General features: G+C 48.9%; 14 protein-coding genes. 9 read left to right on the top strand and 5 right to left on the bottom strand.

All coding sequences use genetic code 11. The features are described from left to right. Positions 1-3 precede the first annotated feature (3 nt). Entirely contained in the window at positions 4-657 is a 654-nt protein-coding gene (gene purN / locus NW199_RS07535) for a phosphoribosylglycinamide formyltransferase (protein WP_249092537.1), read from the bottom strand. A gap of 148 nt (positions 658-805) precedes the next feature. Between purN and bioB the strand changes: the two genes are divergently transcribed. The 9 genes from bioB (at position 806) to dut (ending at position 10,185) form a co-directional block, all read left to right on the top strand. Next, entirely contained in the window at positions 806-1,789 is a 984-nt protein-coding gene (gene bioB / locus NW199_RS07530) for a biotin synthase BioB (protein WP_258334161.1), read from the top strand. Positions 1,790-2,225: 436 nt separating this feature from the next. Next, positions 2,226-2,918: a 4Fe-4S dicluster domain-containing protein gene (locus NW199_RS07525; RefSeq protein WP_353477858.1), complete on the top strand. Its 693-nt coding sequence runs from the start codon at positions 2,226-2,228 to the stop codon at positions 2,916-2,918. After that, the gene (locus tag NW199_RS07520) at positions 2,918-3,553 is read left to right on the top strand and encodes a formate dehydrogenase subunit gamma (protein WP_258334160.1); all 636 of its coding nucleotides are present in this window, start codon (positions 2,918-2,920) and stop codon (positions 3,551-3,553) included. The genes NW199_RS07525 and NW199_RS07520 overlap by 1 nt, the downstream gene beginning before the upstream one ends. Positions 3,554-3,670: 117 nt before the next feature. After that, positions 3,671-4,654: a bifunctional riboflavin kinase/FAD synthetase gene (locus NW199_RS07515; protein WP_258334159.1), complete on the top strand. Its 984-nt coding sequence runs from the start codon at positions 3,671-3,673 to the stop codon at positions 4,652-4,654. Between the two features lie 75 nt (positions 4,655-4,729). Next, entirely contained in the window at positions 4,730-7,579 is a 2,850-nt protein-coding gene (ileS, locus tag NW199_RS07510; protein ID WP_258334158.1) for an isoleucine--tRNA ligase, read from the top strand. A gap of 9 nt (positions 7,580-7,588) precedes the next feature. After that, positions 7,589-8,080, top strand: coding sequence for a signal peptidase II (lspA, locus tag NW199_RS07505; RefSeq protein ID WP_258334157.1), 492 nt, complete (start codon positions 7,589-7,591; stop codon positions 8,078-8,080). Between the two features lie 11 nt (positions 8,081-8,091). Further along, a complete protein-coding gene (gene coaBC / locus NW199_RS07500; RefSeq protein ID WP_258334156.1) occupies positions 8,092-9,270 on the top strand; it encodes a bifunctional phosphopantothenoylcysteine decarboxylase/phosphopantothenate--cysteine ligase CoaBC in 1,179 nt (392 codons plus the stop codon). Beyond that, positions 9,270-9,734, top strand: coding sequence for a hypothetical protein (locus NW199_RS07495; RefSeq protein WP_258334155.1), 465 nt, complete (start codon positions 9,270-9,272; stop codon positions 9,732-9,734). Before coaBC ends, NW199_RS07495 begins: the two co-directional genes overlap by 1 nt. A 4-nt stretch (positions 9,735-9,738) precedes the next feature. Further along, a complete protein-coding gene (dut, locus tag NW199_RS07490) occupies positions 9,739-10,185 on the top strand; it encodes a dUTP diphosphatase (protein ID WP_258334154.1) in 447 nt (148 codons plus the stop codon). Positions 10,186-10,220: 35 nt separating this feature from the next. On the opposite strand, the gene NW199_RS07485 is transcribed toward dut, so the two are convergent. From NW199_RS07485 to NW199_RS07470, 4 genes are read right to left on the bottom strand one after another with little or no spacing between them, the layout of a single operon-like run. After that, positions 10,221-10,775, bottom strand: a complete 555-nt coding sequence (locus tag NW199_RS07485; protein ID WP_258334153.1) for a hypothetical protein — start codon at positions 10,773-10,775, stop codon at positions 10,221-10,223. A gap of 10 nt (positions 10,776-10,785) precedes the next feature. After that, complete coding sequence (locus tag NW199_RS07480; RefSeq protein ID WP_258334152.1) at positions 10,786-11,727, bottom strand: ABC transporter substrate-binding protein; 942 nt, start codon at positions 11,725-11,727, stop codon at positions 10,786-10,788. Continuing rightward, complete coding sequence (locus NW199_RS07475) at positions 11,724-12,467, bottom strand: ABC transporter ATP-binding protein (RefSeq protein ID WP_258334151.1); 744 nt, start codon at positions 12,465-12,467, stop codon at positions 11,724-11,726. The genes NW199_RS07480 and NW199_RS07475 overlap by 4 nt, the downstream gene beginning before the upstream one ends. 8 nt (positions 12,468-12,475) lie before the next feature. Continuing rightward, entirely contained in the window at positions 12,476-13,159 is a 684-nt protein-coding gene (locus NW199_RS07470; RefSeq protein ID WP_258334150.1) for an ABC transporter permease, read from the bottom strand. Positions 13,160-13,220: the final 61 nt, after the last annotated feature.

Raw genomic sequence — 13,220 nt, 5'->3', positions numbered from 1 at the left:
GATTTAGATTTGTCCAAACAAAGTAAGTTCAAGCGCGGTTTGATCATCCATCACTGCCCGCTCATTTTCATAGCGCACTTTTCCGGTCACACAAGCTTTAACTGCCCGGGCATAGATTTGATGTTCATAGACAAGCACTCGATCGGCTAGCCGATGAGCGTCATCACTGGGCAACACCGGCACGGCGGCCTGCGCGATAATGGCTCCGCCATCCAAGGCGGCCGTCACAAAATGAACTGTCGTTCCTGCCATGCGGACACCAGCGTCTATGGCGCGTTGATGGGTATCAAGCCCCTTAAATGAGGGCAAAAGAGCCGGATGAATATTGAGAATCTTGCCTTCAAAGCGATCCACAAAACCCGCCGTGAGAATTCTCATAAAACCAGCCAAAACAATGAGATCCGGTTCGTACTGAGACACAACTTCATAGAGCTTTTCTTCAAACGCTTCTCGTGTTTCAAACGCTTTATGGTCCACGCAAAGCGCATCAATGCCATAATTTTTGGCAAGCTCCAGTCCTTTTGCATCCGGGCGATTGGAAATAACCGCAACGATTTTCGCTCCGATGGAATGCTCCCAGTCTTCACGCAAAGCACTTTCCTGAATCGCAACAAAATTACTGCCGCGTCCGGATATTAAAACGACTATTTTTTTCATCAGAAAGTCCTAGGATTGGTTTACCAGAGAATTGTACCGATTGTGAGAACAGAAAAATCGCATAAAACTCATGACCGCTTCGACATTTGAAGTGAATTTAACTCGCCTCTAAACTTAGGAAATTTCACTCTACATTCAATCCGACACTATGGATAACGTTTTAACGCTTTTAGATCAAGTGAAACAACGCGCCATGCAAGAGGAAATTCCAACAGCTGAAGATCTTCAACAGATAGCTAATGCGCCGATTTCTCATTTGGTCGAAGCCGCCCACGAAGTCACTATTCATAAGGCCAGTCAGGTGTTTAACTTTTGCGCCATCGTCAATGCTAAAAGCGGACGTTGTTCAGAAAATTGTCACTGGTGTGCTCAGTCCCGTCATTTTGAAGGACAGTGTGAAATTTATCCACTGCTTGAGGCAAAGAAAATCATTGAGGCCGCTCTTATTGCACAACGATCAGGAGCTACACGTTTCTCACTTGTCACAAGCGGAAGAAAACTTTCACGACGAGAAGTTAGAGAAGCGGCAGAAATCGTCCGAGAACTGAAAAAAGAAACGTCGCTTGAAATATGTTTATCGGCCGGTCTTCTAACAGCAGAAGAATTTCAGCTTCTTGCTCAAGCAGGTGTGTGCCGCTGTCATTGCAATTTAGAAACTTGCGAAAACTTTTTCCCACATGTTTGTTCATCACACACCTTCACCGACAAACTCAAAACCATTGAAGCAGCACATTCAGCTGGTCTTGATATTTGTTCTGGCGGCATTATCGGTATGGGTGAGAGTCGACAAAACAGAATTGAATTGGCTCTAACGTTAAGAAAATTAAAAATTTGTTCTATTCCAATTAATATTCTTGAACCAATCAAGGGCACACCACTTGAGCTTATCGAACCAATTTCTGAAGAAGAAATCATCCGCACAATCGCTCTTTTTCGCCTTGCCAACCCAAAAGCTTATTTGCGATTTGCCGGCGGAAGGAGACGGTTATCTGATACCGCAACACGATTGGCACTTAGAGCCGGTATTAATAGCGCGATCGCTGGCGATCTGCTCACAACAAAAGGCACAGGAATTGAAAAAGACAAAAAACTAGTCGAAAGTTGCGGGTACCAATTCGAAACGATTGCTTAGCATAGATCACACGAATAATTTGAATTAGAAGATGTCTAATCTATTGGTTCCATAGCTTTGCCTGTTTCAATTGAGCATCCCGTGTATTTTTCCAATAGACTGACTTCATATTTCTAAGAAGAAAGACCTCGCTCTTTCCTCAAAAAAAGTGTGCCCTATGTCTGATCGCAGAACATTTTTGAAATCCGCCCTAGTCGGCACTTTATTAGTTAGCGCCGAAAGCCAGGCGAAAACTTCGACGGGAACCCCGGCTCCCAAACAATGGATTAGTCTTATAGACTTAGATCGTTGCAACGGATGTCCAGGACTTGCAGTACCTGCCTGTGTATCAGCCTGTCGACAAAAAAATCAAAAACGATTTCCCGAACCACAAAAGCCTCTGAAACCCTATTGGCCACAAAAAACATTTGAAGATTTCTCGTCTCAACGAGAAAGAGTGGATCGCCTGACTCCTTATAACTGGCTTTATGTGGAAAAAATTGTTTTAAATGACGGACGAGAAATCTTTGCTCCCAGACGTTGCATGCACTGCTTTGACGCCCCCTGCCGAAAAATCTGTCCCTTTGGCGCCATTGACCGTACTGTGCAAGGTGCCATAAAGATTGATCCTAAAGTGTGTTTCGGCGGAGCGAAATGCCGAGATGTCTGTCCGTGGGGCATTCCGCAACGACAAGCCGGTGTTGGTCTTTATCTTGATGTGGCTCCGACTTTTGCCGGCGGTGGCGTCATGTACAAGTGCGATTTTTGCGCTGACAGACTGAGGGATGGACAAACGCCCGCCTGTGCTCAAAGTTGTCCTCAAAAAGCCATTTCCTTTTTGCCGCTGGAACAAGCATTAATAACGGTTCGTCAAATGGCAGCCAATCGTTATCTGTACGGTGTCAACGAAAACGGTGGTACGGCGACCTGGTACATTTCCTCCGTTCCTTTTGAAGAACTCAATAAGGCTATTGTTGAAAACCAAAAAAACACCGAAAACGCCGGTCGACCAGCATTTCAAGCTGTCGCACCTCAACTTAAAGAATCGTCTTCGTGGGCTATTGCGACATTGGCCGCTCCGCTAGCGGCCGCGGCCACCGCTTACCTCATCGCCCGACGCAAAAAGTCTCAGAAAAAGGAGGACAAGTGATGCGAGTCTATCGTCAAAGTGTCCGTAACCGCTTCGTTCATTGGGGGATCGCCTTTTCCTGCTTCGGCCTGATTGTGACCGGCATTTTGCAAATGCCTGTTGCTAAACGCTATGGATTAACTCAAGTTTTTCCCTCCACGGCTGACTTTTTCACTACCTTACCATGGCACTACGCCTTTGCCATCCTTTTCACGTTTCTTTGTGTGTTTCATTTGGTGGTTCATGCATTAGAAGGCGATTTTGACATCGTCCCTCAAAAAGGCGACCTCTCTAAAAGCGTTGCCATCATTAAAGCGCTTTTAACCGGCGGGCAGGAACCGCCTTCGGGCAAGTATCTGCCTGAACAAAGACTGGCTTGGGCGACTTTTGCAGCTGTTTTTGCATTACTGATCATCACGGGACTCTTAAAGACGCTCAAAAATCTCTCTGGAATTGACTTTCCCGATCCGGTGCTCTTTTGGCTTGCCCAACTGCACAATTTGGGCATGGTGCTTGCTATTTTGCTTTTTATTGGTCACATGGCGGCGTTCATATTTAAAGCCAATCGCTTTTTACTGCCGGCGATGTTTAGCGGTTATGTTGACGCTGACTATGCCAAACACCGGCACAGTCTATGGAAGGAATACGAGAAATAATCCTTTGTATCGTTGATTTCCAACAAAGATTATTTCTCGTCGGACTACTCTAAACCTCTCAAATCACCTTAATACATATTTGATAAAATTGGGCGTTTATTTCTGATTTTTCGTACTATGAAAGTATTTCGAGGGATTCCTCAGGATCTAAGAAAAATGGACTGTGCGGTGGCCATCGGCAATTTTGACGGTGTGCATCGCGGCCATCAGGCGCTTTTAGAGGAAGTGGTGCAGGCCGCAGACCTTCGCGGTCTTTTGCCTTGCGCGGTCACATTCGAACCCCATCCCAAAGAAGTCTACCCTCACGGTCACGAAGTTCTAGCCCGAGTCAACAACATTCGGGATAAGGTGCTCGATATCGGGGCCTGCGGCATTCAACGCGTCATTTTCCTTAACTTCAATGAGCGCTTAGCCCGTATGAGTCCAAGGCAATTTGCTGAAGAGATTTTAGTCGATGGACTGCACGCCCGTTGGGTTACCGTGGGAGAGGATTTTCATTTCGGCTATAAAGGTCAGGGCAATGTGCAAGATTTGAAAGCACTTGGCAAGGAACTCGGTTTTGAAGTCTGGGTTTCTCCTACCCTTTTTCATGGGAAAAGCCGTATCTCCAGCACACGCTTGAGAAAAGCCCTCCAAGATAATGACCTTTTTGAAGTCACCCAATTGCTGGGCCATCACTATCACATCACGGGCCGTGTTGTGCATGGTCAGGAATTAGGCCGCACACTGGGTTTTCCGACCATCAATCTTGATTGCATCCCGGTTGATAAAAACGGAGAGCCGGCCGTCAAAGGCGTGTACGCCGTGTTTGTGCATGGACTTGCTCCCTATCCGTTGGGTGGTGTAGCTACGATCACCTGCCGGCCGACGGTGACAGCGGGTCAGCCGAAGAAATACTTGCTTGAAACGCATATTTTTGATTACCACTCCGACTGTTACGGCAAAATCGTTCGAGTGGAATTTTTGGATAAATTGCGCGACGACAAAAAGTTCGCCAATTTGGATGAATTGAAAGCCGCCATTAACGCCGATGCTCAGAAAGCTCGCGGACTGGTCGGTTTGGCGCGTTCCGATACGGAACTCACCGAAATGTACGGTTAGTGCGAAGCCTATTAAAAATTCGCACGCTTTTGTTTTTAACAACCTTGAAGAGTCCGAGGGGACCAAGGAGATATCATGGCTAAAACTACTGACGATCAAGCCCAAAAGTATCCGCTTAATCTGCCGGATACGCCCTTCCCGATGCGCGGCAACCTGCCAGCCCGTGAACCGAATTGGATCAAAGAATGGCTTGAAAAAGATATTTACGGTGCCATCCGCAATGCGAAAAAAGGCCGCAAGCATTTTATTTTGCACGATGGTCCTCCGTACGCTAACGGCGACTTGCACTTGGGTCATGGTGTCAACAAGGTTTTAAAAGACATCATTTTGAAGTCCCGCACGTTGATGGGATACGACACTCCCTACGTGCCGGGTTGGGACTGCCACGGCATGCCCATTGAAATTCAGATTGAAAAGCTTTACGGCAAAAACTTGCCGATCGTTGAACTGCAAGCCAAGGCTCGTCAATATGCTCACGAGCAAGTCGCTCGCCAAATGACCGGTTTCCAACGTTTAGGCGTTTTGGGCGATTGGAACGATCCGTACCTCACGCTTCGCTACGACACGGAAGCCGCTCAAATCCGAGTGCTTGCCAAGCTCATGGAAAAGGGTTACGTCTACCGTGGTCTTAAGCCTGTGAACTGGTGCTTTGACTGCCAATCCGCTTTGGCTGAAGCCGAAGTCGAATACAAAGACATTAAAGGCCCCATCATTGACGTGGCTTTCCCCTTGGCCGAAGAAGATAAGGCCAAGGTTGAAGCAATCTATGGTCATACGCTCGATAAACCCGCCTACACGGTGATTTGGACAACGACGCCTTGGACGATTCCCGCCAACCAAGCCTTGAACATGCACCCCGAGCTTGACTATGCGTTAGTCGATTGCGGCGATCGTTACCTCATCTTGTGCGAAAAGCTGGTTGAAGATTGCCTCAAGCGCTATGAAATGCAAGGTAAGACGGTCGCAACAGCGAAGGGCCAGGCTTTTGAATTGGTTCGCTTCATGCACCCGCTTTCTCAAATGGATGCGGGCTACAAGCGCTTTAGTCCCGTTGAATTAGCCGACTATGTTGATTCAACGGCCGGTACCGGTATTGTTCACTCGGCGCCTGCCTACGGTGTGGACGACTTCTACACCTGCAAGAAGTACGGCATGCACAACGATGACATCCTCAATCCGGTGCAAGGCAACGGTGTTTACGCCGACGACCTTCCCCTCTTCGGTGGCTTGCACATTTGGAAAGCGCAACCGGTTATCGTTGAAAAACTGAAAGAATCCGGTAACCTTTTGCACTACGGCACGCAGGTTCACAGCTATATGCACTGCTGGCGCCACAAGACGCCCTTGATCTACCGTGCAACGAGCCAGTGGTTTATCCGTATGGATAAGAGTAACGATGACACACGTCCTGCAATCGGTACCGAACAGCCCAAGAGCCTTCGCGAGGCTGCGCTTGAAGCGGTGGATGCCACGAAGTTCTACCCGAGCTGGGGTTACAACCGTCTGCACGCCATGATCGCCAACCGTCCTGACTGGTGTATCTCGCGTCAACGCAACTGGGGTGTGCCGCTTCCCTTCTTCACCCACAAGGTAACGGGCAAGCTGCATCCGCGCACGCTTGAAATCATGGAAGAAGTCGCCAAACGCGTCGAACAAGGCGGCATCGAAACCTGGACTCAGGCTAAAGCGGAAGATTTCATGAGTGCTGAAGAAGCCCAACAGTATGACAAGACCACCGACATTTTGGACGTGTGGTTTGACTCGGGCTCCACACACGCCACAGTGGTGCGAGGTTCTCACAAGGATAAACTCGACTTCCCGATCGATCTTTATTTGGAAGGCAGCGACCAACACCGCGGTTGGTTCCATTCTTCTTTGTTGATCGGCGTGATGCTCGATGGCCGCGCTCCGTACAACGCCCTCTTAACGCACGGCTTTACGGTGGACGAACAAGGCCGCAAGATGAGTAAGAGCTTGGGCAACACGGTGCAGCTCATGGATGCCACGAAGACCTATGGCGCTGAAATTCTGCGCTTGTGGGTGGCCTCCACCGATTACTCCGGTGAATTGAGTTTCGGTAAGACGATCGTTAAACACGTGACGGACTCTTACCGCCGCATCCGCAACACGTTGCGCTTCCTCTTAGCCAACACCAGTGACTTCGACATCACCAAGGATGCTGTGAAGTTTGAAGACATGATTGAGCTTGACCGCTGGGCCATCGCCCGTGTTGCTCAATTGCAAAAGGAAGTCATTGAACTTTATAACGACAACGACTTCCACCCGATCGTGGCGAAGCTGCAATCGTTCGCAAGCGATGACTTGGGAAGCTTCTACCTGGATATTCTCAAAGATCGTCTCTACACGACCGCCACAACAGGGTTGGCTCGCCGCTCTGCGCAAACCGCCCTTTGGTACATCACCGCGGCTTACCTGCGCTTGATGGCTCCGATTCTCTCCTTTACGGCCGAAGAAGCCTTTGCCATCTTTGAACCGGGCAAGTCGGTTTCGATCTTTACTGAAGAATTCTTCAATTTGCCTGAAATCGCAGGTGCTGAAGAATTGATCGCCAAGTGGGAACGTATCCGCAAGGTTCGCACCGATGTGCAAAAAGAAATCGAAAACTTGCGCGCTGAAGGCAAGGTGGGTTCAAGCCTTCAAGCTGAAGTGGACATCACTGTTGATGGCGATGACTATGAAGCCTTGGCAAGCTTGGGCGACGAATTGCGCTTTGTCATGATCACGAGCCGCGCTGATCTTCATCAGGGGCCGGCCTCGGTGAGCGTGCATCAATCCGCCGCTCCCAAGTGCGCTCGCTGCTGGCACTACACGGCAACAGTGGGCACGGTGGCCGACCACCCGACGCTTTGCGCCCGCTGCGCTGAAAACCTTTTCGGTGCTGGTGAAACCCGCCGCTTTGCTTAAGGTTTTTGTATGAGCACAAACTCTCGTCCCGCCCGAGCATTATTGCCCTGGGCGGGCGTTTCAGCTCTGGTGTTTATCATTGACTTCGTGACCAAATGGTACTTTGAAAGTCATTTTTATCTTGGTGAATCCAGAGCGGTCACGTCTTTTTTCAACCTCGTGTTGGCCCATAACACCGGAGCTGCTTTTTCATTTCTCGCAGGCCATGACGGCTGGCAGATGTATCTTTTCGCAGCGATTGCTTTAGTCGCAGTTTTTGTCTGCGCCAAACTCATCATCAAACACTCGCAAGAAGGGCTTTTTTGTCTTGCTCTGTCTTTGATCATGGGCGGTGCGTTAGGTAATCTCTTTGACCGTATAATTTACGGATATGTGATTGATTTCCTAGATTTTTATTACGGCTATTGGCACTGGCCCGCCTTTAATGTGGCTGATATGGCCATTGTGGGCGGCGCGGGGCTTTTGATCATTGATAGCCTAACCCATAACTCCTCGGATTAAAGGACAGTGCGATGCTCTCTGGGCAAAAGATTGTATTGGCGGTAACCGGTTCCATTGCTGCTTACAAAAGCTGTGAATTATTGAGATTGCTCATTAAACGAGGCGCTGAAGTGTCTGTCATTATGACTGAGGCCGCGCAGCGTTTTGTTACACCGCTCAGTTTCCAGGCGCTGGGAGCGAAAAAGGTCTATACGGGCGATTGGGGAGACTCCGCTTCTCCCATTCCGCATATTGAAGCCACAAAGGATGCTTCGCTTCTTCTTGTGGCTCCTGCGACGGCCAATATTTTGGCAAAAGCTGCTCAAGGGCTCGCCGACGATCTCTTAAGCGCGGCAATCCTTGCTGCGCGCTGTCCGGTTGCCTACGCGCCTGCCATGAATACCTTTATGTGGCACAATCAGGCCACTCAGCGCAATGTCACACAACTGACTCAAGATGGAGCTATATTCCTAGGCCCGGACTCGGGCGAGCAAGCCTGCGGTGATATCGGAAGCGGCCGCATGCTTGAGCCTGAAGACATCATTGAGCTGCTACAAGGGGCATTCTCACCGCGCCTGCTCGATCGCTGTCGTGTACTCATTACGGCGGGACCGACTTACGAGCCGATTGATCCGGTTCGCGGCATCACCAACCTATCATCGGGCAAACAAGGTTTTGCCATTGCCAAAGCGGCTGCTTTAGCTGGCGCTGAGGTGACTTTAATTGCCGGGAAATGTGATTTAAAAACTCCCGCCGGTGTCAAGCGAATTGATGTGACCACCGCGCGCGAGATGTATGACGCGGTCATGCAGGAAGTCGCTCAGCATGAAATTTTCATCAGTGTGGCCGCCGTTGCCGATTGGCGAGTTGCCAATGCAAGCGATCACAAAATCAAAAAAGAATTTGCAGGCGCCCCGGATCTTCAGTTTGAAGAAAATCCGGACATTCTTGCCAGTGTGGCAGCGCTTGAAAATGCTCCCTATTGCGTGGGTTTTGCTGCAGAAACGGATAATCTCATTGATAACGCACGGGCTAAGCTGTACCGTAAAAACGTGCCTTTAATCGTGGCTAATTTGGTAAGCGACGCGATGAATCAAGATACCAATGCCGTCGTCTTTGTCGAGCGCGATGCGGCCACACCTTTGGCTAAAGCAACCAAAGAGCACATTGCCCAGGCGCTTATCGCCAAAATTGCCCAGGAGGTGAACTGATGCGAAAGCGTTTCGATCCTTCCTACTTGGAACCTAAAGATGGGGACTTTGCTAGCTTTGTTGAAAAGCTCAATCAAAAAAGCGTTCAAGAATTAAAAGCTTTGCAAGTCAACGATGAGCAGATGCGCGAACAGATTAACGATGAGTTAAACGGTGCGGCTTCCGGTGTTTGGACTTCTCCTGACATCGATCCCACTCCGATTCATCGTGACACGGTCATCAATCAACCGGAAGATGCTTTTAGAGTGGATCCGTCTGTCGCCCAAAACCCGTCATCCGCTTCTCGCAACAAGCTCAGTCGTGCAGGCTCTGCCTCGACTTTTCTTCTAATCTTTGCGGGTTTTGCCCTCTTTTTCTATGGCGGCATGACTGGCGATGAAGAACTGATCGCCACGGCCGTCTTTTTAGTTTTATTCTCTATTTTTTCAAATGTTATCCGTCAGAAACGAAACCGCCGGAGATAATCCCATGAAAGTCGACGTCAAAATCCTTGATTCCCGTGTTAAAGAAAAAATGCCGGCCTATGCCACAACGGGCTCCGCGGGTCTTGATTTAAGAGCCATGTTGGATGAGCCGCTGACGCTCAATCCCGGTGAAACTCGCTTGATTAAAACCGGTCTTGCCATTCATCTGGCCGATCCGGGTTACGCCGCCTTGATTCTTCCCCGTTCGGGTTTGGGCCACAAACACGGTATCGTTTTGGGAAATTTAGTGGGATTGATTGACTCGGACTATCAAGGCGAATTGATGGTTTCCACCTGGAACCGCGGACAAGAAGCCTTCACCATTGAACCGATGGAACGCATTGCGCAGCTTGTCATTGTGCCCGTTGTTCAAATGCAAATGAACATTGTGGATGATTTTGAAGCATCGGATCGCGGTGCGGGTGGCTTCGGCTCGACAGGGAAAGCTTAAGTAGGCGATGGCCCGGTTTCCGGGCCGTTTCTTTGTTATTGATTGAAAATATCTGTGCTGACTTCCTTGATTTCGAGGAAGATATCTTCTCGGGTCATCAACTGACCGACCACGTCATACTTGTAGGCAACATAACGGGCATGTTCCTTAACAGTTTTGCCACCTTTCTGATAAGCCGCCACCTCCCGGCGCCAGCGATCATCAAAAATTTCCGGATTCATGACGTAACTTACGGCTTTGTCACCCACAGCAACAACGAAATACATGCGTCCTCCAATTGCTGAGGTAGGTGCCGTGTCGGGGCCGGCTTGTTTATCCAGGAAATACCGCTTATCGGTCACGGCTCGTGTTACCAGTTCAACGTGATCTCGAACGCCTAATCCCGGAAAAGCCGATAAGACCCGAATATCCCTTCGAAGCGGGGGTGCACTCGGCGAGAGTCGAGCAAAGGCATCTGAGAACAGACGCATGATCAATGCACTCGCAATTAAATGGCCCTGACCAGAATAACGAATCAGATCTTCCCGATTAAAAGAGATAACACCCTCTTCATCTCGAACACAAATGGTTTGAGGAGTTTCAAAAAACATTGCAGCTCCTTTAGTGTTTCGCAATAGGCAAAACTAATTTTTCAACATCGACGTTTTTTTGCATCAGTTTGTTCTCAATGAGAAACTCTTGGTCTTCTCTCAGTCCCTGAATATCCTCTGCGCTGAGTACATCGTAATAATTGGACCAATCGGCAAGCTGTTGCGCATCCTTGAAGGTGATTCCATGCTCTTTGGCCCCCAGAGCAATCGCTTCACGGCGATGTTCGTTTATCCATTTGAGCGTTTCACGCTGAACTTTCACTACCTCTTCAACCGCTTGAGGGTACTTCGTCGCAAACGCTTCTCGCACCGTCATCACAAGGTTCACATTCACCAGACCTTTTGCGGTGGAAATAACCTTACAACCGGCTTCCTGCGCTTTGATCACTCCGCTTGCCGCCTGCAAAGACGCATCGACATTGCCGCTGAGCATTGCAGAAAGTGCCGCGGGTTGATCCATAGAAAGAAATTCCACATCATCAACGGACATCCCTTCCTTAATCAGAGCCGCAATTAAAAGCTGATGCAAGACGGTTCCTCGCGGTCCTGCGACTTTCTTACCTTTAAGATCTTTCACGGAGAAGTTTGCGCCGGGTTTACCAACGATGGCGAAGGTGTCAGCGGGGTGAGCAACGCCATTAGCAATTAAAACCGGATTACCCGCACCATTGGTAGAGAGCAGAGAGGCCGTGTTCATCACTGCGGAAAAATCCAAAGATCCGGCAGCCATAGCCTGCGCCTGTTTTGCGCCGGAGGTAATCGTGTGCCACTTCACTGTCGTACCATGTTTTTCAAACGCCTTTTCCAATAGTTTTTGATCCTTCATCACCATGTTCTGAAGGTTAAAAGGCGCTTTCACATAGGCGATATTGATTTCTTTGGGCATGCTTTGAGCGCAAGCCAAACCGACCACACAGGACAGCGCCGCTGCCAAACACAATTTAAGTTTCATAGACATTTCCCTTTCGGTTTTGTTAAAAAATCGTTGAGAATATCCTCGATCAGTTCCCCCACGCCGTCCGTAGCCAATGATCTTGGATAAGGTAAGTCCACATCGTAGTGCTTGATCAATTTCCCGCCGCCCAATCGAAATACATTGCGTGATAAAAGAACTGCTTCTGTAACGTCGTGAGTGACCAGCACTGTGGTTACCGGTTCAGATTTGTGGATTCGAATAAATTCAGGGTAGATTTTTGATCGTGTCAATGCATCCAGCGCGCTGAAGGCCTCATCTAAAAGTAAGATGTCTGGCTTCGGACACAAAGCTCGAGCCAAACCAACGCGCTGCGCCATGCCGCCGGACAGTTGTGAGGGGAAAAACTCTCGATACGAAGACAATCCCACTAATTCAAGCACGTGTCGAACTTTTTCTTGTTGTACTTCACGACTGAGATGTCTGACTGCGAGTGCCACATTTTTCTCAACAGTAAACCACGGGAAAAGCCGAGGTTCTTGAAAAACCATGGAAATCGTTGGCGTCTTATCTTTTGGGAAAAAACTGATCGTCCCCGTCTCCGCTCTCTCAAGTCCGGCAATTAAACGAAGCAAGGTTGTTTTCCCACAGCCGCTCTCCCCTATCACCGCATGAATTTCGCCAGCATTGAGTCTTAGTGACAAACCATCCACCGGTCGAACGGTGGCTGTCACACTTTTAAACTCTTTAACGAGGTTTTGGCATTCAATTGAAAACATTCTTGAACTCACACAGAAAAGAATTTCGCGTAGCGGTTAATCGCCCAAGAAAGCAATCGATCCATACAAACACCAATCACAATGATGGAAAAAATACCAACAAAAACCACGCTGGTCTTAGAAAACTCGCTAGCTTCGCTGATCATAAAACCTAGACCACTTGAGGCCGCGATTAACTCCGCTCCAACTAATGCCCGCCAACTGTAACCAAACCCCACCCTCAGTCCAGTCAATATGCCAGGCAAGGCCGCCGGAATCGTCAACAGCCGAAATGTCTCCCAGGAGGAGAAATGCAAGGTCTTGGCCACCTCTTTGAGCTTAAGCTCCACAGACTCAATGGCAGTCAAAGAGTTAAGGTAGATAGGGAAAAAACTCGATAAAAAAACAATGGCGATTTTGGGAGCTTCCTCAATACCCAGCCACAAAATCAACAATGGGATCAATGCGAGGGGCGGCGTCACCCGCGCGGCTTCAACAACGAAATATCCTAGATTTTTCGCAACAGGACTTTGAGAGAAAATCAATGCCAGCGAGATGCCTGTCAAACCCGAGAGAGCGAAACCCGATAGAGTCCGTTTGCCGCTCGAGATAATGTGTTCGGCCAACTCTCCGGAATAACAAAGTTCTTTACAAGTCATCACGACAGACTCGGGACTTGGCAACAAAATGGGAGAAATCGCCCCGTACTTCACGCTCAGACTCCATAAGAAAAAAATCAATAATGGGAGCGCGGATAACTGAAACATTCGAATC

The sequence above is a fragment of the Parasutterella secunda genome (assembly GCF_024733725.1).
Classification (GTDB): Bacteria; Pseudomonadota; Gammaproteobacteria; order Burkholderiales; family Burkholderiaceae_F; genus Aphodousia; species Aphodousia faecalis.
The sequence above is the reverse complement of the archived record's forward strand: the minus strand, read 5'-3'. Positions and strand labels throughout refer to the sequence as shown.